The sequence below is a fragment of the Pseudomonas sp. DF5 genome (genome assembly GCF_058148225.1).
Genome location: NZ_JBYVYM010000021.1, coordinates 84,675 through 103,971, shown reverse-complemented (window position 1 = coordinate 103,971; position 19,297 = coordinate 84,675). Strand labels below are relative to the sequence as shown.

Here is a 19,297-nt window from a genome sequence, read left to right as displayed (position 1 = left end):
GTTCCAGCCTGCCTGCCGATACAGTCCCTATAAAACCAATCAATGGTCCGAGGGAGTCGCAGCATGTACCGATGGCTAGCCGAGAAACTGGGGAACGTAAGCGTCAATCACAAGTTGAGTGTCGGCTTTGGCCTCGTGCTGCTCATGACCCTCCTGATCACTTTCACTGGCTGGAATAGCCTGGGCAGTGTGATCAGTCGCGCAGACAAGCAGAACTACATCTCAGGTCTCAACGAGTTGGGCAAGGATTTGCGAACCGCCCGTCTCGACTACGAAATGCGCCGTGGCGAACAAGGCCCGGCAGCCGTCAGCGAACTCTTGGGCAAGCTTGACGATGGTGTGCAAGTCGCCCTCAAAATGTTTGTGCGCATCTCGGACCAGGAAGTGCTCAATCAGCAACTGGCCACCATCGGTGACTACAAACGTGCCTTTGCCGAAATGACTCAAGCGACGCAGAACCGCGAATCGGCGCGATCCAAGCTCGGCGCCACCGCCGACAACGCTGTGGCCAAGGTGACAGAAGTCGAAAAGTCCTTGCTGCAAAGCGACAGCGTCACTCAATTCAACAGCGTGGTCGAGCTGAGCAAACTGCTCCAGCAAGCGCGCTTCCAGGTTCGCGGTTATACCTACAGCGGCAAGCCCGAAGCCGAGCAACCCGCGTTGGATGCCATCGACAACGCCCTGAAAAACCTTGAAAGCCTGCCGGGCAAACTGCCAGAACAACACACCGCCAACCTGCAACAAGCCACCGAATCGCTCAAGGGCTACCGTGTCGCAGTCAGCCAGTTCCGCGATTCGCAAGTGGCCAGCGCCGTCGCCCTCAAGAAGATGGTGGATCAAGAGACCCGCTTGAATGACCTGAGCGCACAACTGACCCGCTCGCAAACCGACAAGCGTAACCAGGAGACGGCCCAAGCGAAAAGCACGCTGATCATCGTGACCGTCCTGGCATTGGCGTTTGGCCTGCTCGCAGCCTGGATCATTACGCGGCAGATCGTCGTTCCACTGCAACAGACGTTGGTGGCAGTCGAACGTGTTGCCTCGGGCGATCTGAGCCATAACCTTGAGGTCGCTCGCCGCGACGAGCTGGGTCAATTACAAAGCACCCTTCAGCGGATGGTCGTCAGTCTGCGGGAACTGATCGGCGGCATCAGCGACGGTGTGACCCAAATCGCCAGCGCCGCTGAAGAACTGTCTGCCGTTACCGAGCAGACCAGTGCCGGGGTCAACAGCCAGAAGGTTGAAACCGATCAAGCGGCCACCGCCATGCACGAAATGACCGCCACCGTGCAGGAAGTCGCGCGTAACGCCGAGGAAGCATCAGAAGCAGCCGTCGCCGCCGACCAGCAGGCCCGCGAGGGTGACAGGGTGGTCGGCGAAGCCATCGCTCAGATCGAGCGCCTGGCCCTCGAAGTCGGCAACTCCACTGCCGCCATGGGCGATCTGAAGCGCGAAAGCGACAAGATCGGCAGCGTGCTCGACGTGATCAAATCCGTGGCCCAGCAAACCAACCTGCTGGCGCTCAACGCCGCCATCGAAGCCGCTCGCGCCGGTGAAGCCGGGCGTGGCTTTGCGGTGGTCGCCGACGAAGTCCGCAGCCTGGCCCAGCGTACCCAGAAGTCCACCGAAGAAATCGAAGAGCTGATCGTCGGCCTGCAAACCGGCACTCAGCAAGTCGCTACCATCATGGACAACAGCCGCTGCCTGACCGACAGCAGCGTCGAACTGACCCGCCGTGCCGGTGGCTCACTGGAAAGCATCACCCGCACCGTGTCGGCGATCCAGTCGATGAACCAGCAGATCGCCGCAGCCGCCGAGCAGCAAAGCGCGGTGGCCGAAGAGATCAACCGCAGCGTGCTGAATGTGCGTGACGTATCAGAGCAGACCTCGGCCGCCAGTGAAGAGACCGCGGCCTCCAGCGTTGAGCTGGCACGGCTGGGGACGCATTTGCAGATGCTGGTGGGCAGATTCAAGGTTTGAGCGTTCGCTTAAGACCGAGGTGAAGCCATTCGCGGGCAAGCCTCGCTCCTACGGGGGAATTCCTGTAGGAGCGAGGCTTGCCCGCGAATGCGATGGATCAGGCGACGAAGTTAGAGAACCTGCCGCAAAAACGCCTGCGCACGCGGATCCTTCGGTGCATCGAAGAACTCGGTCGGGGAGGCATCTTCCAGCAATTTGCCGTGATCGAAGAACAGCACCCGATCCGCCACTTCCCGGGCGAAGCCCATTTCGTGGGTGACGCACACCATGGTCATGCCTTCCACGGCCAGGGTCTTCATCACATCCAGCACTTCACCGACCATTTCCGGGTCGAGCGCCGACGTCGGCTCATCGAACAGCATGACCTTCGGCTCCATCGCCAACGCCCGGGCGATGGCCACGCGCTGCTGCTGACCACCGGACAGGCGCGATGGAAACTCGTGGGCCTTCTGCGCGATACCGACCTTCTCCAGCAACACCATGGCCTTGGCCTCGCGCTCCTTCTTGCCGCGCTTGCGCACGACTTTCTGGGCCAGGCAGAGGTTCTCCAGCACGGTCATGTGCGGGAACAGGTTGAAATGCTGAAACACCATGCCGACTTCGCGGCGGTAGGCGTTGACGTCGGTTTTCGGGTCGGCCAGTTGCAGACCGTCGATGCTCACCGAGCCGGAGTCGAACGCTTCCAGGCCATTCAGGCAGCGCAGAAAGGTCGACTTGCCGGAACCGGACGGGCCGATCACCACCAATACTTCGCCCTTCGCCACTTGGGTGGTGACGTTGTCCACCGCGCGAACCACCTGGCCGCGAGTGTCGAAGACTTTAATCAGATCGCGGACTTCAATCACTTTGCGCGAGCCTCCGCTCAAGCCGACTGGCGATTTTCGACAGCGGCAGGTTGATCAACAGGTACAGCCCAGCCACGCAGAACAGGATTTCGAACGGCGAGAACGAGGTGGTGATGACTTCGCGACCGCTTTTCAACAGTTCGGTAATCGCGATCACCGACACCAGCGATGTGTCCTTGACCAGACTGATGAACTGCCCGGCCAGCGGTGGCAGCACGCGCTTGAACGCTTGTGGCAGCACCACGTGGCGCATCGACTGGCCACCGCTCAAACCGAGGGAGCGCGCCGCTTCGTTCTGGCCGCGTGCAATCGACTGCACGCCAGAGCGGATGATCTCCGCCACGTAGGCACCGGTGAACAGCGACAGCGCGGCGATCCCGGCGAACTCGCGGGAAAGGTTCATCACGGTGCCGATGAAGAAATAGAAAATGAAAATCTGCACCAGCAGCGGCGTACCGCGCACCAGCTCGACATAGATCGTCGAGAGGTCGCGCAGGGTCGGGTTGTTCGACAGGCGGCACAGCCCGGTGGCCAGGCCGATCAGCAGGCCAAGCACGCCAGACACCAGGGACAACCACAACGTGGTCCAGAGACCCCATAGCAGTGGGCCGGCGGCCCAATGCCGGGTCACACCGATCACGTCGCCTTCGGCCACATCATCGCCTTGCGCGACTTGCAGGCTGTTGTCGTCAACCGTCAGGTGCTGCTCATCCCCTGCATCATTGCGCAGGGTGACTTCAGCCTTGCTGCCCTTGCGCACCAGCTCACTGACGGTGGAGATGTCGGCCGCGCGCTGGGACTCTTCGGCGTGGTAGGCGAAGTACTGCGGCACACGGTTCCAGCGCCATTCGTAGGACATCAGCGAGGTGGCGTAGTACAACGCGCCAGCCAGGCCGATCAGCACCAGCACGGTTAATACGTGCCAGGGCCATTGGGTTTTTTTCTGTTTCATTGGGGTTTGCAGGTTCCGAATGCTAAGTCGCTGGGGAGGACGCCTTCGCGGGCAAGCCTCGCTCCTACAAGGGATCGCGTTTGCGCAAGATTGGGATTACTCCAATCCCGCCTGTAGGAGCGAGGCTTGCCCGCGAAGGGGGCGACTCGATCTATCTGACCGAGTGTTACTCCATATCCTTGAGCCAAGCGGTGTCTTTAAACCACTTGTCATGGATGCGATCGTAGGTGCCGTCTTCGTGGATCTGGTGCAGGAAGTTGTTGATGAAGTTGAGGCTGTCGTAGTCGCCCTTCTTCAGGCCGAAAGCCAGGGGTTCATAGGTGAAAGGCTTGTCGAGGAACAGCAGTTTGCCGTTGCCGACCTTGTTCACCGCCACGACGTTGTAAGGCGCGTCGTAGACGAAGGCGTCGGCCTTGCCGTTGACCACGTCGAGCACTGCTTCCTGCTCGTTGTCGTAGCCGTGGTACTTGGCTTTGGAAATGAGTTTTTTGGCAACCATCTCGCCGGTAGTGCCGAGCTTGGAGGTGATGCGGTAGTCGGCGGTATTCAGGTCTTTATAGGACTTGATGGTGCCTTCCAGCTCCTTGCGGATCAGCAGCGTCTGGCCAACCACGATGAAGGGCTCGCTGAAGTTCAGGCGCAGGTTGCGCTCCTGGGTCAGGGTCATGCCGCTGCCGATCATGTCGAACTTGTCGGTCAGCAGGGCCGGGATGATGCCGTCGTAGCCGGTGGATACCATTTCCAGCTTGACGCCCATGGCCTTGGCCATGGCTTTGAGAATGTCGACTTCGAAGCCAATGATCTCGCCGCGCTTGTTGGTCATTTCGAACGGCATGTAGGTCGGGTCCATGCCGACTTTCAGCGTGCCGCGCTTGACCGCGTCATCGATGGCACCGGCCTGCGCCGCGCTGACTGCAACCAATGCCGTGACGCCGACCAGCAGCATCGACAGATACTTCTTCATCATCAAGTCCCCAAACCATCGCGTTGTGAGGCACGCAAACCGCTGATTTCCTTTGGGAAACCGGCAGATACGAACAGAAAGTTGTCCGGGCGCACCAATTCGGGGACGGATGCTAACGCACTCGGCCGTTTGCACAAGGGGTTGGGCAGGATTTGTTTGATCCCCCCCACGCTCGGCGCAGGGAAGTTCCGCGCCCCAAGAGCGTCCAACCAGACCTTCCCATGCAGAACACGGGAACGATCATCGGCACAAAAAAAACCCCGCTTTCGCGGGGCTTTTTCGTTATGCCAACTGAGGCTGCACGCTCAATGGCTTGAGCGGCAACAACGGCGCATGCGGATCGGCAACCACCGAAGTGCGCCAGGCTTGCAGCCACTCGGCATGGCCTTCGTTCCAGACCTGCTCATGCAAGCGACTCAGCGCCACCGGATCACTCAACAGGGCCACACGCTCGTTGTTGGTCAGCCCCTCAGGCCCGACCTTCATTGCATGGCGAACCCGCTCGATGCGCAGCCATTCGATCGGCTCGGCCTGACGGTGACGAGATGTCGCCAGCGCGCACGCCAACGCGTTCTGCTGTGGATCGACCACCGACCGGACGAAGCCGTCGTGCAGTGCATGCCAACGGTTTTCGTGGGTGTACTGATCGGTCGCCAGCAATGCCTGCGGCGGATTGTATTCCTCAGGAATCAGGAACAGGCTCTCGTCACGGGACTTGAGGCCCAGACCGACACGACTGGAGATCACCGACACCGGAATCGACAGCATCAGCGAACCGACGATCGGCACCAGCCACCAGAGGAAGCTCGGGTTCAGCCAGATCACCAGCAGCGCCCAGAAGAAGCCCAGCACGGTTTGCGGACCGTGGCGCTTGACCGCTTCGCTCCACGGCGTGGAGTCGTCGTCACGTTGCGGCGAGTTCCAGGTTGCGGCCCAGCCGAGGAACGCGGCGAGCACGAAACGGGTGTGGAAAATCATCCGCACCGGCGCCAGCAGCATGGAGAACAACATCTCCAGCAACATCGACAGCGTCACCTTGAACTTGCCACCGAACTCTTTCGCGCCCTTGGCCCAGATCAGGATGATGCTCAGCAGCTTCGGCAGGAACAGCAGCACGATGGTCGTCGAGAACAGCGCAATCGCCTTGTCCGGGTGCCATTGTGGCCACAGCGGATAGAGCTGGCGCGGCTCCAGGAAGTACTGCGGCTCCATCAGCGTGTTGGTCGCCAGCAGAGCTGTCGACAGCACGAGGAAGAAGAACCACAACGGCGCCGACAGGTAAGACATCACGCCTGTCAGGAACACCGCGCGGTGTACCGGGTGCATGCCTTTGACCAGGAACAGCCGGAAGTTCATCAGGTTGCCGTGGCACCAGCGACGGTCACGCTTGAGCTCGTCCAGCAGGTTCGGCGGCAGTTCTTCGTAGCTGCCCGGCAAGTCATAGGCAATCCACACGCCCCAGCCGGCACGGCGCATCAGCGCAGCTTCAACGAAGTCGTGGGACAGAATCGCACCGGCGAACGCGCCTTTACCGGGCAACGGCGCCAGGGCGCAGTGCTCGATGAACGGCTTCATGCGGATGATCGCGTTGTGGCCCCAGTAGTGGGATTCGCCCAACTGCCAGAAGTGCAGGCCAGCGGTGAACAACGGACCGTACACACGGGTGGCGAACTGCTGCATGCGCGCATAAAGGGTGTCCATGCCCGACGCACGCGGCGCGGTCTGGATGATCCCGGCGTCCGGCGTGGCTTCCATCAGGCGCACCAGGCTGCTCAGGCATTCGCCACTCATTACGCTGTCGGCGTCGAGCACGACCATGTACTTGTAGTCACCGCCCCAACGACGGCAGAAGTCGTCGAGGTTGCCGCTTTTACGTTTTACACGACGACGACGGCGGCGGTAGAAGATCTTGCCGAAGCCCTTGGCTTCACGGCAGACGTCCAGCCAGGCCTGCTGTTCGGCGACGCAGATATCGGCGTCGTTACTGTCGCTGAGCACGAAAAAGTCGAAGCGATCGAGGTTGCCCGAGGCTGCAACCGACTCGAAGGTCGCCCGCAAACCGGCGAACACCCGCGGCACGTCTTCGTTGCAGATCGGCATCACCAGAGCGGTGCGTGCGTCCTTGGCGATCGGCTCGTTGCCGGCGCTGGCGCCGGAAATGCGGTACTTGTCGCGACCGGTGATCAACTCGAGGAAGCCCATCAGCGCGGTCCAGAAACCGGCCGACACCCAACAGAACAGAATCCCGAACAGAATCAGGATGCTGGTTTGCAACACGTAAGGCAGCACCTGGGCCGCAGTTTGCAGCAGCGGTTGGTGCAGGACTTCTTCCAGATCGACGAACGACCAGCCCTGGTACGGCATGATGCCTTTCATGTACCAGCCGGCGACGATCGTCTGACCAAGCATCAGCACCAACAGAATGTAACGACGGATCGAACCGACGGTGCGCCAGCGAGCTGCTGGCAACACGTTCTCGTCTTTCGGCGGCTTCGGCGGGTTGGTGCGACCGGTCAGCCGACGCCAGCCACGCACCAGGATATTGGTGCGCCATGGCTCCGGAACGACTTTGGTCCGACGGATCGGCGGGGCTGCCTTGAGGCAAACCCGACCACTGGCGTCGAGTCCCAACATTTGCGCATCCGCCAGTTCTTCGGCGGTGTTCAGGGTCAGGCGCCGCCCGACCGACGCCTGGGCGGCATCGGTCGGCGCGTCGAACGCCTGGGACGACAGACGTTCGTGCAATTCACTGAAAGACTTGCAGCCCGCGAGTTCCGCGCGCTGCTCGTCGGTCATCGGCAAATGCGCCAGGTACTCGGCAAGCGTTTGTGGCTGTACGTGTGAATTACTCATCGGCGGGCAACTGATAGCTCCAGGTCTCGGTCAGGACTTGTTCAGTCGGTGCCGATTCCGGTGTGGCAGGGGCCGCTTCGGCAGCGACAGGCTGCTTGGCGTCTTTGTTGTCCTTGTCCTTGGTGTCCTTGACTTGCTGGGCCTGCGCTTCAGCTTGCTTGGCTTCCTTGTCCTTCTTCTCCTGCTGCTTGGCGGCGATCTTGTCAGCCTTGGCAACGGAAGAGCTGGACGCTGGCGCCGTGGTCTTGATCGTCTCGGCAGGCGTGATGGTCTTGACCAGTGCTGCACGCATTTCGGTGGACTTGCCCGGATCCTTGATCTTCATCCGCAGGGTCAGGCGCCAGCCCTTGGTTTCAGGGTTGTAACGGACGCTGTTCTCGACCAGTTCCGCGTTGTCGCCAACGCTCACCTGACTGCGCACTTCGGCATCTTCCGGCAAGTCTTGCAGGGACGGACCCTGGAAATCCACCAGGTAGGCCACGCTGCCGTCCGGCTGACGAATCAGGTTCGACTGCTTCACGTCACCCGTGGAACGCAGGGTCTGTTGAACCCAGGCGCTGTCCGCCGAATGCAGGGCGGCTTCGTCGATGGTCCAGTGCATGCGATAGGCGACGTCCAGGGACTGGCCAGGCTCTGGCAGTTTTTCCGGGCTCCAGAAAGCAACGATATTGTCGTTGGTTTCGTCAGCGGTAGGAATCTCCACCAGATCGACGGAGCCCTTGCCCCAATCGCCTTTCGGCTCGATCCAGGCACTTGGGCGCTTGTCGTAGCGGTCATCGAGGTCTTCATAGTGGCTGAAGTCACGACCACGCTGCAGCAAGCCGAAACCGCGCGGGTTCTCGATCGAGAAGTTGCTCACGGCCAGGTGTTTCGGGTTGTTCAATGGGCGCCAGATCCATTCGCCGTTGCCGGCATGGATCGACAGACCGCTGGAGTCGTGCAGTTCGCGACGGTAGTTCAGCACTTTCGACGGCTGGTTGGCGCCGAACAGGAACATGCTGGTCAGCGGCGCAACGCCAAGTTTGGTGACCTTGTCACGCAGGAACATCTTAGCCTTGACGTCGACGACCGTGTCGCTGCCCGGACGCAGGGTCAGGCGATAGGCACCGGTGGCGCGCGGCGAATCCAGCAGGGCGAAGATCACCAGGTGCTTGTCGCCCGGCTTCGGCTGCTGAATCCAGAACTCGGTGAAACGCGGGAACTCTTCACCGGACGGCAGGGCAGTATCGATGGCCATGCCGCGAGCGGACAAGCCATAGGTATGGCCCTTGCCGACGACGCGGAAATAACTCGCGCCGAGCATGGTCATGATTTCGTCTTGCTTGTCGGCCTTGTTGATCGGGTAGAGCACACGGAAACCGGCATAACCCAGCTTCTCAGTGGCTTTAGGATCGAACTTCATATCGCCGAAATCGAAACGACTTGGGTCGTATTTGATCTCTTCGACGGCGTTGGCCGTGATTTCGTTGATTTTCACCGGCGTATCGAAGTGCATGCCCTGGTGATAGAACGACAGCTTGAATGGGGTTTTCTGGTTAGCCCACTCGGCTTTTTCGGTGAGGAAGCGAATTTTTTGATAATCCGCGAATTTCATCTCACGAAATTCGTTCGGCAGGTTACTGCGCGGGGCTTCGTATTTTTGCCCGGCCAGCTCTTTTGCCTTGACCGATACGTCATCCAGATTGAATGCCCAAAGCTGGCCGGCGCTGAACAGGCAGAGCAGTGCAGAGCCCGCTACCAGAGCATTTCGAAACCGTTTGGCAGACAATTTTGGTGCATTACAGGGACTAACAATCACGAGCAACCCTCGCCGAAAACAGATCAAAAAACCAACGGCCAGTTAAAGTGCCAGCACGGTGTACGGTGGAAAAAAACCGACCCTGCGGACCACTCTTGCCAAGTTGGCGAGCATTGTTCCGACTCCCATGGGGCAAAATGATTCCCCAACAGGCCGCGGACAAGTCTCTACCTAAGTCAAAATGGACCAACGAACGCTGATCCCCGTAGCGCGCGATTATCTAGTAGGCCGCGTTACAACGCATCAGGGGGAAGCAAGTATTTATCGGGAAAAGCCTCTGTTTTCAGCCGAAATGCCCTTAAAAACATGTTTCAAGCGCTTTCACGTCTGTAACAGGAAGGTTACCGGGCCATCATTGACCAGGTGCACCTGCATATCCGCGCCGAATCTACCTGATGCCACAGTGCCATGCACCTGTTTCGCTTTGCCCAATAGATAGTCGAACAGCGCCTCGCCCAAGGCCGGAGGGGCTGCAGTCGAAAAACTCGGACGCAACCCGTTTTTGGTATCGGCGGCCAGGGTGAACTGCGAGACCAGCAACAACCCGCCGTCCACGTCAGCCAAGGACAGATTCATCTTGCCCTCGGCATCACTGAATACTCGATAGTTAAGCAGTTTATGCAGAAGTTTGTCGGCGCTGGCCTGCGTGTCGTCGGGTTCGACCGCCACCAGCACCAGCAACCCCTGATCTATCGCACCAACCACCTCTCCCGCGACCTCGACTCGCGCGCCGCGCACGCGTTGCAGCAGGGCCTTCATGCTTCGTCAGGCGACAGGTCGAGCAAGCGACGGGCCATCTGATCGGCGGCGCGTACCAATGCATCGGTGATCCCCGGTTCGGACGCCGCATGGCCGGCGTCGCGGATCACCTGCAATTCGCTGTTCGGCCAGGCTTGATGCAGTTCCCAGGCGTTGTCCAGCGGGCAGATCACGTCATAGCGACCATGGACGATGACGCCGGGCAAATGGGCGATCTTGCCCATGTCGCGGATCAGCTGATTCGGCTCAAGGAAAGCGTTGTTGGTGAAGTAGTGGCATTCGATGCGGGCGATGGACAACGCACGCTGGGGTTCGGAGAAACGATCGACCACCAGCGGGTTCGGACGCAAGGTCGCAGTGCGGCCTTCCCAGATGGACCAGGCCTTGGCCGCGTGCATCTGGGCGATCTGGTCGTTGCCGACCAGGCGTTTGTGGAATGCCGTGAGCAAGTCGTCGCGCTCGTCCAGCGGGATCGGCGCAATGTAGTCCTGCCAGTAATCGGGGAACAGGCGACTGGCGCCACACTGGTAGAACCACTCGATTTCCTGGGGACGGCAGAGAAAAATCCCGCGCAGAATCAGACCGTGCACGCGCTCCGGGTGGGTTTGCGCGTAAGCCAGGGCCAGGGTCGAACCCCAGGAACCGCCGAACAGCACCCATTTGTCGATGCCCAAGTGCTTGCGAATCCGCTCGAGATCGGCGACCAGATCCCAGGTGGTGTTGTTCTCAAGGCTGGCGTGGGGCGTGGAGCGACCGCAACCGCGCTGGTCGAAGGTGACGATGCGATACAGGTTCGGATCGAAATACCGGCGGCTCTGCGCATCACACCCGGCGCCAGGGCCGCCGTGAATGAACACTACCGGCAAACCTTCCGGTGAACCGCTTTCGTCGACATACAGCGTATGGGTTTTATCGACGGCCAGATCGTGCCGGGCGTGGGGTTTGATCTGCGGGTACAAAGTCTGCATTGCGCGCTCCGTAAGGGGTCGAGGTCATCCCTGTAGGGACTTCTATTATTCTGCCGTCCGGCATCATAAACCCGAATTACTTCAATGAGCATGCCCCTCGCAGCGTCAGCGTTTGTCAGCCCGTCTTATCAGCCCGTCTTGTCAGCCAAATAGCCGAGCAGGGTTTCATAGAGTCGGTCGACCTCGGCAACCTGCCCCCGCGCCCGCAAACAACCGTGAACCAGCCCCTGACCGTAATAAAGCATTGCGCTCACGCCGGCGGCGTTGAGTCGCCCGGCGTAAAGCACGCCGTCGTCACGCAATGGATCGAACTGCGCCACGGCGATCAACGCCGGCGGCAGGCCGCTGAAATCGTTGGCGAGCAATGGCATCGCATAGGCTCCCGGTTGCCGGGTACCGCGCAAATACATCGCGTGATAACAATCCAGATCGCTGCTGCTGAGCAGTGGCGCGTCGGCGCACTCACTGCGCGACGGCAATGGGTGATCACCGCCCAGCCCCGGATAAATCAGAACCTGTGCGCAAGGCCCCGGTTCGCCGGCATCGCGCAAGGCTAGACACAACGCGGCGGCAAGGTTGCCGCCAGCGCTGTCGCCGGCCACCAGCGTCCGCGCCAGGTCGAGCTGGAACGGTCCCGCTTGCAGGGCTCGCCAGACACCCAGACAGTCATCGAACGCCGCCGGAAACGGATGTTCCGGCGCCAGCCGATAATCGACGGCGATCACCAACACACCGAGTACCGATGCCAGTTCGGCGCAGATGAAGTCGTGGGAATCCAGATCCCCCACCACCCAACCGCCGCCATGCAGATACACAATGCAGGGCCAACCGTTGGTCGGCGGCGGAACCGACAGTTGCCAGGCGCGCACCGCCACTCCCGCCAACTCGACATCGACTACCTCAAGCCCCGCCGGATGCGGCGGGGTAAATGCCCGGCACATCTCGTTATAGGCCTGACGCATGCCGGCGAGGCTGTTGTCGGTGCTGTTGAAGCTGGCGGTTTTCTCGACGAAAGCCGCCATCTGCGCAGAGAGAGGATAAGAAGCCATGAGCCTACAGCCAGCCAAATAGAGGAAGTCGAAAAAATGAACGACGCTAATCCTGTGGGAGCGTGGCTTGCCCGCGAAGAATGCGCCGCGGTTTTTCAGGTATTACGCGTCATCGTTCTTCGCGGGCAAGCCACGCTCCTACAGGTTCTGCGTCTTCCTCGCCAGAGTGCTCTCGCTCGACCAGTCAGTTTTTCAAACTGGCTTGAACGGTTGCCACCCCTTCCTTGCCATCGAAACTGCTGACACCCGCCAGCCAGCGCTGAAGGTCTTCGGGATGATCACGCAGCCACTGTTTGGCGACATCCTGCGGCGTCTTGCGCTCCATGATCGGCACCATCAACTGGCTTTCCTGGGCAGCGGTGAAGGTCAGGTTTTCCAATAGACGGTTCACGTTCGGGCAACGCTCGGCATAGTCCGGCGCGGTCACGGTGGAAACGGTCGCCGCGCCTTCGTTCGGGCCGTAGACGTCTTCGCTGCCGGTCAGGTAGGCGATGTTCATGTTGATGTTCATCGGATGCGGGGTCCAGCCGACGAACACCACGAACTCCTTGCGATTGACCGCCCGCTGCACGGCGGCGAGCATCCCGGCCTCACCGGACTCGATCAGTTTGAAGTCCTTCAAGCCGAAGCGGTTGGTCTCGATCATGGTTTTGATCGTGGTATTGGCACCGCTGCCCGGCTCGATGCCGTAGATCTTGCCGCCGAGCTGATCCTTGAATCTGGCGATATCGGCGAAAGTTTTCAGGCCGGCGGCAGCAACGTAGTCAGGTACGGCGAGCGTTGCCTGGGCGTCGGCCAGGCTCGGTTTGTCCATGACCTTCACCTGATTGGCAGCGACGAACGGGGCGATGTTCTTGTCCATCGCCGGTTTCCAGTAACCGAGGAAGATATCGAGGCGTTTGTCGCGAATGCCGGCGAAGATGATTTGCTGCACGGCGCTGGTTTGCTTGCTTTCGTAGCCAAGGCCGTTGAGCAATACGTCAGCCATGCCACTGGTGGCGATGACGTCGGTCCAGTTGACCACGCCCATGCGCACGGTCTTGCAGGAAGCGGGGTCGTTGGCGAAAACGCTGGTGCTCAGAAGAGCAGTGCCGGTGAGGATTAACAGACAGCGGTTGAACAGTCGTTTCATCGGGAAGGCTCGCTCGGCAGCAGATTATTGTGGGCCCGGTGTCTTTGTGCACCGTGCCCACAACGTTACGCAGCACCGAGTCGGCAAAAGTGACCTGTGGCGACCGTGTTTTGCACGGTGGCGACAGTTCCAATCAGGTATCGAGGCGAAGCGCAATCCATGTGGGAGCGGGCTTGCTCGCGAAGGCCGCGTACCAGGTAACATTGATATCGACTGACACTCCCTCTTCGCGTGCAAGCCCGCTCCCACAGATAAGCATTTAAGCTTGAACTGCGTGAACATTAATAGCCGACAACCCGAAGCATTAAAATCGCACTAGAAAAAAAAGCATCAACTGCAAATAATTATAAGAAACCATTTACACCTATCAGATATGACAGTAGACCATCATCGACAAACAGATATAAATAGAGCTTCAAATCGATACTCTTATAAGGATATAGCGATGAGCTTCAATACCAAATCATTCAAGCACTGCCTCGGGTCGCAGGCATTGCTCTCGGTCTGCGCACTGTCCCCCCATGCCTTTGCTGGAGATCACACATACTCTTGTAAATTTACAATGAGTACAGATCTCGCTAACCCGCAGTATATAAAAATGCCTATCCAAGCTTCCTCAGAAAAGGATGCAGAAAGTAAACTCAAAACCCAATATAAAAAAACAAAAGCTCCAGTCACGAAGGTGGTTTTTTGCGCATTGATTGGCCAATAAGTCGAGACTTTACTGGAGACTCATACGGGAGCATCAGCCAGTGCTTTATCAACCGCCATGTTAAATGGGCCGCCTATTTTAGGCCGCCCATTCAACATTTGAGTCAGCTACATCGCGGCACAACCGCGCGCAGAAAAAACAAGTGCCTGCCAGTTCTCTTTTTACTTCAAATACTGCCGCTGTCCCCACGCCAACAGCCCTTGCAGCAACTCCCGGAGCACCACCTGCGTCGGTGCCGCCAGATCCGGGCGATAACGGAACGGCTGGAACTCTTCCATATACGTGCACTGGCCCAACTCCAGTTGCACGGCATGAATGTTCTCGGCCGGGTTGCCGTAGTGCCGGGTGATGTGACCGCCCTTGAAGCGACCGTTCAGCACATGGCTGTAATCGGTGTGCTTCGCGCAGATCGCTTCCAGCTGTGTGGCCAACTGCGGATCGCAACTGGCGCCGTTGAAGGTGCCGAGGTTGAAGTCCGGTAGTTTGCCGTCGAACAGGTGCGGGATCACCGAGCGGATCGAGTGCGCGTCGAACAGCAGCGCGTAGCCGAACTCGGCTTTCAGCCGTGCCAGCTCTTGCTGCAAGGTGCGGTGGTACGGCGTCCAGATCTGCTCCAGATACGTAGCCCGCTCTGCAGCCGACGGCTCCAGCCCTTCGCGGAACAACGACACGCCGTCAAACAGCGTCGCCGGATACAGACCGGTGGTGGCGCCGACATATAAAGGCTTGTCGTCGGACGGCCGGTTCAGGTCGATGACAAACCGCGAGTACTCGGCCGCCAGGGTGCTGGCGCCCAGTTCGGCAGCGAACTCATAAAGCCGTGGAATGTGCCAGTCAGTGTCCGGCAGGCTTTTCGCGTCGGGGATCAACCCCGCTTCCACCGTCGGGGTCAGGCGCAGGCCGGCGTGGGGCATGCTGATCAGCAGTGGCACGCGGCCTTGTTTGAAGTTCAGAACCTTATCCACAACCGCTCTCCTACAGATTTGATTCAACGCCGTGACGCACGACGCGTTTTTCCAGGTCGCCGCCCAGCCAGTACGACAGGTCGGCCGGACGATCGATTTGCCAGGCGACGAAGTCTGCGACCTTGCCGGCTTCCAGCGAACCGTGGGTTTGGCCCATGCCCAACGCGGTGGCGGCATGAATAGTCGCCCCTGCCAGCGCCTCTTCCGGGGTCATGCGGAAACAGGTGCAGGCCATGTTCAGCATCAAACGCAACGACAACGCCGGCGAAGTGCCCGGGTTGAGGTCGCTGGCGATGGCGATTTTCACCCCGTGTTTGCGCAGGGCTTCCATCGGCGGCAATTGGGTTTCCCGCAGGAAGTAAAACGCGCCGGGCAGCAATACCGCGACAGTGCCGGACTTGGCCATGGCGATGGCGTCGTCTTCGGTCATGAATTCCAGATGATCAGCGGACAGCGCGTGGTAACGCGCCGCCAGGCTCGAACCGTGCAGCGATGACAATTGCTCGGCGTGCAGCTTCACCGGCAAGCCGAGGTTCTGCGCGGCGACGAACACCCGCTCGACCTGCTCTGGCGAAAACGCCAGGTATTCACAGAACGCGTCTACCGCATCCACCAGCCCTTCGGCTGCCAGGGCCGGGAGCATTTCGCTGCAGATGTGATCGATGTACGCGTCGGCGCGGTCGGTGTATTCCGGCGGCAAGGCGTGAGCCGCCAGGCATGTGCTGCGCACGCTGACGGGTAGCTCGGCGCCGAGACGGCGGATCACCCGCAGGATCTTGCGTTCGCTGGCCAGGTCCAGGCCGTAGCCGGATTTCATTTCGACGGTGGTCACGCCATCACGCATCAGGCTTTTCAGACGCTTGGCGGCACTGGCGAACAGCTCGTCTTCACTGGCGGCGCGGGTGGCGCGCACGGTGCTGGCAATGCCGCCGCCGGCAGCGGCGATTTCCGCGTAGCTGACGCCTTGCAGGCGCTGCTCGAATTCGCCGCTGCGGTTGCCGCCGAACACTGTGTGGGTGTGGCAGTCGATCAGGCCCGGAGTGACCCAGGCCCCGCTCAAGTCATTGACGGCCGGGTACTCGCCGGCCGGCAGTTCGGCGCGTGGGCCGACCCACTCAATGTGCGCACCGGACGTCACGATGGCCGCATCCTCGATGATCGAGTAGACGCCTTGCGCCATGGTTGCGACGTGGCAGTGTTGCCAGAGCGTTTTCATCCTTGGCCTCCGTTAGGTTATCGATGAGAAAAAATGGGTTCCTGTTCCACCGGTACCGCCTTGCCTGCCGCCGGTTTGACCCACGTCAGGTAGGCCAGCACCAGCAACACTATCCAGACCACGCCGACGATCAACGCCGCCTGAGTGTCCGGGAAATAACCCAGCACGCCGAAGATGAACAGCATGAAGGCAATCGCCGCCATCGGCGCATAGGGCCAGAACGGTACCGGGAATTTCAATTGCGCGACCTGCTCGGCACTCATGGAGCGACGCATGGCCACCTGGGTGAACAGAATCATCAGCCAGACCCACACCGTGGCAAAGGTCGCGATGGAGGCGATCAGCAGAAACACGTTTTCCGGGATCAGGTAGTTCAGCAACACACCCAGCAGCAGTGCGCAGCTCATTACCATCACCGTCAACCAAGGCACGCCATTGCGCGACAAGCGAGCGAAGCCTTTCGGTGCGTGCCCTTGCTGAGCCAGGCCATACATCATGCGGCCCGCGCCGAAGATGTCACTGTTGATGGCCGACACCGCCGCCGAGATCACCACGATGTTGAGGATGGTCGCCGCCGAGCTGATCCCCAGGTTGTCGAAAATCTGCACGAACGGGCTGCCTTGGCTGCCGATCTGCTGCCACGGGAAGATCGACATCAGCACCAGCATCGTCAGCACGTAGAACAGCAGGATTCGCAACGGTACGGCATTGATCGCGCGAGGCAGCACATGCTGCGGGTCTTTGGCTTCACCGGCGGTAACGCCGATGATTTCAATACCGCCAAAGGCAAACATCACCACCGCAAACGAGGCGATCAAGCCGCCCACGCCATTGGGCATGAAGCCGCCCTGGGTCCAGAGGTTGCTGATATCGGTCGCTTGGGCACCGGGCGCATTGCTGATGCCGAACAGCATGATGCCGAAACCGCCGAGGATCATCGCGACGATGGCCGCGACCTTGAGCAGCGACAACCAGAACTCCATTTCGCCGAAGACTTTGACGTTGCACAGGTTCAAGCCGCCGACCACCGAAACGATGCCCAGCACCCAGATCCAGCGGGAGACTTCCGGAAACCAGAACCCCATGTAAATGCCGAATGCGGTCACGTCGGCCATACCGACAATGACCATTTCAAATGCGTAGGTCCAACCGAGGATAAAGCCCGCCATTGGCCCCAGATAGGTGCTGGCGTACTGGCCGAAAGAACCGGCCACCGGGTTATGCACCGCCATCTCGCCAAGGGCGCGCATGACCATGAACACCGCCGCGCCACCGATCAGGTAAGCGAGCAGGACCGCGGGGCCGGCCATTTGAATGGCCGAGGCAGAACCGTAAAACAGCCCGGTGCCGATCGCCGACCCCAGTGCCATGAAGCGAATATGTCGGGCAGAGAGCCCGCGTTTCAAACCTTTTGCTGGCTGTTGCATTTCTCGTCCTTAATTATTCTTATTCGACGCTAAATGATCATTCCCACGCTCCGCGTGGGAATGATCATCAGAGAAGGAGCTATTACAGGCTAGGCAGCAACTTCGCCGTCACCAGGCCATTCAGGCAACGCGTAGCCAACAACTCACTGGCCGCATTGATGTCCGGCGCAAAGAAGCGGTCCTTCTCATAGAACGGCACTTCAGCACGCAGGATCGCGCGGGCTTTTTCCAGTTTTGGCGAGGTTTTCAGACCGTCGCGCAGATCCAGACCCTGGGCCGCCGCCAACCATTCCACCGCGAGAATCCCGCGAGTGTTCTCGGCCATTTCCCACAGACGCTTGCCGGCAGCCGGGGCCATGGACACATGGTCTTCCTGGTTGGCGGAAGTCGGCAGACTGTCCACCGAGTGCGGATGGGACAGTGCCTTGTTCTCGCTGGCGAGTGCTGCAGCGGTCACCTGGGCGATCATGAAGCCGGAGTTCACGCCGCCATTGGCCACCAGGAACGGCGGCAGTTGCGACATGTGCTTGTCCATCATCAGCGAGATGCGGCGTTCACTCAGGGAGCCGATTTCGGCAATGGCCAGAGCCATGTTGTCGGCAGCCATGGCCACCGGCTCGGCGTGGAAGTTACCGCCGGAGATCACGTCGCCTTCAGCCGCGAACACCAATGGGTTGTCCGATACGGCGTTGGCTTCGATGGCGAGCACTTCGGCGGCCTGACGGAACTGGGTCAGGCAGGCGCCCATGACTTGCGGCTGGCAGCGCAGGGAGTACGGATCCTGGACCTTTTCGCAGTTCTGGTGCGAGTCGGACACTTCACTGCGCTCGCCCAGCAAATCGCGGTAAGCGGCAGCGGCGTCGATCTGGCCTTTCTGGCCGCGAGCGGCATGAATGCGGGCGTCGAATGGCGAGCGCGAGCCCAGTACCGCTTCGACCGTCAGGCCGCCAAGGGCCAGGGCGCCAGCGAACAGATCTTCGCCTTCGAACAGGCCACGCAGGGCGTAGGCAGTGGACACCTGAGTGCCGTTGAGCAGCGCCAGGCCTTCTTTCGCTGCCAGGGTCAGCGGTGTCAGACCGGCGACTTTCAGCGCTTCGGTGGCGGGCAGCCATTCACCTTTGTAACGCGCCTTGCCTTCGCCCAGCAGCACCAGCGACATGTGCGCCAGCGGCGCCAGATCGCCGGATGCACCAACCGAACCTTTCAGAGGAATATGCGGGTAAACCTCGGCGTTGATCAGCGCGATCAGTGCGTCGATCACCTGACGACGAATACCGGAGAAACCACGGCTCAGGCTGTTGACCTTGAGCACCATGACCAGCCGCACCAAGGCGTCGCTGATCGGTTCGCCGACACCGGCGGCGTGGGACAGCACCAGCGAGCGCTGGAGGTTTTCCAGGTCTTCGCTGGCGATGCGGGTCGAGGCCAGCAGGCCGAAACCGGTGTTGATGCCATACGCGGTGCGGTTCTCGGCGAGGATCTGTTCCACGCAGGCAACGCTGGCTTCGATTTGCGCCGAAGCGCTTTCATCGAGGGTGATTTTGACCGGTTGCTGATACACATCACGCAGTTGGGCAAGGCTCAGTTGGCCGGGAATCAAATTAAGCGCAGTCACATTCATTCTCCTTTTGAGAGTTTTTTATTAACTAACCAGACGCTCCGGAGATATCCGTTGTC

General features: G+C 60.1%; 15 protein-coding genes and 1 pseudogene. 3 read left to right on the top strand and 13 right to left on the bottom strand.

The window, feature by feature from the left end; genetic code table 11:
* Positions 1–42: 42 nt before the first annotated feature.
* Together AC30D7_RS19635 and AC30D7_RS19630 are read left to right on the top strand one after the other, a co-directional pair.
* Positions 43–1,125 (top strand): annotated as a pseudogene (locus AC30D7_RS19635) (methyl-accepting chemotaxis protein); the annotation flags it as partial.
* Positions 1,117–1,980 carry a methyl-accepting chemotaxis protein gene (locus AC30D7_RS19630; RefSeq protein ID WP_490135170.1) on the top strand — a complete coding sequence of 288 codons (864 nt, stop codon included), beginning with the start codon at positions 1,117–1,119 and terminating at the stop codon, positions 1,978–1,980. The pseudogene AC30D7_RS19635 and the gene AC30D7_RS19630, both read left to right, overlap by 9 nt.
* 110 nt (positions 1,981–2,090) lie before the next feature.
* On the opposite strand, the gene AC30D7_RS19625 is transcribed toward AC30D7_RS19630, so the two are convergent.
* The 9 genes from AC30D7_RS19625 to AC30D7_RS19585 form a co-directional block, all read right to left on the bottom strand.
* Entirely contained in the window at positions 2,091–2,825 is a 735-nt protein-coding gene (locus AC30D7_RS19625) for an amino acid ABC transporter ATP-binding protein (protein ID WP_204123941.1), read from the bottom strand.
* The gene (locus AC30D7_RS19620) at positions 2,818–3,777 is read right to left on the bottom strand and encodes an amino acid ABC transporter permease (protein WP_490135160.1); all 960 of its coding nucleotides are present in this window, start codon (positions 3,775–3,777) and stop codon (positions 2,818–2,820) included. Before AC30D7_RS19620 ends, AC30D7_RS19625 begins: the two co-directional genes overlap by 8 nt.
* 166 nt (positions 3,778–3,943) lie before the next feature.
* Positions 3,944–4,741, bottom strand: a complete 798-nt coding sequence (locus AC30D7_RS19615) for a transporter substrate-binding domain-containing protein (RefSeq protein WP_490135159.1) — start codon at positions 4,739–4,741, stop codon at positions 3,944–3,946.
* Between the two features lie 282 nt (positions 4,742–5,023).
* Positions 5,024–7,594, bottom strand: coding sequence for a glucans biosynthesis glucosyltransferase MdoH (mdoH, locus tag AC30D7_RS19610; protein WP_490135158.1), 2,571 nt, complete (start codon positions 7,592–7,594; stop codon positions 5,024–5,026).
* A complete protein-coding gene (locus AC30D7_RS19605) occupies positions 7,587–9,392 on the bottom strand; it encodes a glucan biosynthesis protein G (protein WP_490135157.1) in 1,806 nt (601 codons plus the stop codon). The genes mdoH and AC30D7_RS19605 overlap by 8 nt, the downstream gene beginning before the upstream one ends.
* Positions 9,393–9,713: 321 nt before the next feature.
* Entirely contained in the window at positions 9,714–10,151 is a 438-nt protein-coding gene (gene dtd / locus AC30D7_RS19600; RefSeq protein WP_018929172.1) for a D-aminoacyl-tRNA deacylase, read from the bottom strand.
* Entirely contained in the window at positions 10,148–11,119 is a 972-nt protein-coding gene (gene pip, locus AC30D7_RS19595; RefSeq protein WP_018929173.1) for a prolyl aminopeptidase, read from the bottom strand. Before pip ends, dtd begins: the two co-directional genes overlap by 4 nt.
* 128 nt (positions 11,120–11,247) lie before the next feature.
* A complete protein-coding gene (locus AC30D7_RS19590; RefSeq protein ID WP_490135156.1) occupies positions 11,248–12,168 on the bottom strand; it encodes an alpha/beta hydrolase in 921 nt (306 codons plus the stop codon).
* A 184-nt stretch (positions 12,169–12,352) separates the two neighbouring features.
* Positions 12,353–13,300, bottom strand: a complete 948-nt coding sequence (locus AC30D7_RS19585; RefSeq protein ID WP_477744133.1) for a choline ABC transporter substrate-binding protein — start codon at positions 13,298–13,300, stop codon at positions 12,353–12,355.
* Positions 13,301–13,745: 445 nt separating this feature from the next.
* On the opposite strand from AC30D7_RS19585, the gene AC30D7_RS19580 reads away from it, so the two are divergent.
* Positions 13,746–14,012 (top strand): hypothetical protein, encoded by a 267-nt coding sequence (locus tag AC30D7_RS19580; RefSeq protein ID WP_490135155.1) that lies wholly within the window; start codon positions 13,746–13,748, stop codon positions 14,010–14,012.
* A 161-nt stretch (positions 14,013–14,173) separates the two neighbouring features.
* Here AC30D7_RS19580 and hutG read toward each other — a convergent pair whose 3' ends face one another.
* The 4 genes from hutG to hutH all read right to left on the bottom strand — a co-directional run bounded on the left by hutG (position 14,174) and on the right by hutH (position 19,241).
* Positions 14,174–14,977: an N-formylglutamate deformylase gene (gene hutG, locus AC30D7_RS19575; protein ID WP_490135154.1), complete on the bottom strand. Its 804-nt coding sequence runs from the start codon at positions 14,975–14,977 to the stop codon at positions 14,174–14,176.
* 10 nt (positions 14,978–14,987) lie between these two features.
* Entirely contained in the window at positions 14,988–16,193 is a 1,206-nt protein-coding gene (gene hutI, locus AC30D7_RS19570) for an imidazolonepropionase (RefSeq protein WP_019581829.1), read from the bottom strand.
* 17 nt (positions 16,194–16,210) lie between these two features.
* Positions 16,211–17,620: an amino acid permease gene (locus AC30D7_RS19565; RefSeq protein WP_018929178.1), complete on the bottom strand. Its 1,410-nt coding sequence runs from the start codon at positions 17,618–17,620 to the stop codon at positions 16,211–16,213.
* A gap of 82 nt (positions 17,621–17,702) precedes the next feature.
* Entirely contained in the window at positions 17,703–19,241 is a 1,539-nt protein-coding gene (hutH, locus tag AC30D7_RS19560; protein WP_018929179.1) for a histidine ammonia-lyase, read from the bottom strand.
* Positions 19,242–19,297 lie beyond the last annotated feature (56 nt).

Bases quoted from the DNA above. Each gene is read 5' to 3' on its own strand.
- AC30D7_RS19630 (WP_490135170.1), top strand. From the start codon at position 1,117: ATGGTCGTCAGTCTGCGGGAACTGATCGGCGGCATCAGCGACGGTGTG.
- AC30D7_RS19580 (WP_490135155.1), top strand. From the start codon at position 13,746: ATGAGCTTCAATACCAAATCATTCAAGCACTGCCTCGGGTCGCAGGCA.
- mdoH (WP_490135158.1), bottom strand. From the start codon at position 7,594: ATGAGTAATTCACACGTACAGCCACAAACGCTTGCCGAGTACCTGGCG.
- dtd (WP_018929172.1), bottom strand. From the start codon at position 10,151: ATGAAGGCCCTGCTGCAACGCGTGCGCGGCGCGCGAGTCGAGGTCGCG.
- AC30D7_RS19585 (WP_477744133.1), bottom strand. From the start codon at position 13,300: ATGAAACGACTGTTCAACCGCTGTCTGTTAATCCTCACCGGCACTGCT.
- hutI (WP_019581829.1), bottom strand. From the start codon at position 16,193: ATGAAAACGCTCTGGCAACACTGCCACGTCGCAACCATGGCGCAAGGC.
- pip (WP_018929173.1), bottom strand. From the start codon at position 11,119: ATGCAGACTTTGTACCCGCAGATCAAACCCCACGCCCGGCACGATCTG.
- AC30D7_RS19620 (WP_490135160.1), bottom strand. From the start codon at position 3,777: ATGAAACAGAAAAAAACCCAATGGCCCTGGCACGTATTAACCGTGCTG.
- hutH (WP_018929179.1), bottom strand. From the start codon at position 19,241: ATGAATGTGACTGCGCTTAATTTGATTCCCGGCCAACTGAGCCTTGCC.
- AC30D7_RS19590 (WP_490135156.1), bottom strand. From the start codon at position 12,168: ATGGCTTCTTATCCTCTCTCTGCGCAGATGGCGGCTTTCGTCGAGAAA.
- AC30D7_RS19565 (WP_018929178.1), bottom strand. From the start codon at position 17,620: ATGCAACAGCCAGCAAAAGGTTTGAAACGCGGGCTCTCTGCCCGACAT.
- AC30D7_RS19615 (WP_490135159.1), bottom strand. From the start codon at position 4,741: ATGAAGAAGTATCTGTCGATGCTGCTGGTCGGCGTCACGGCATTGGTT.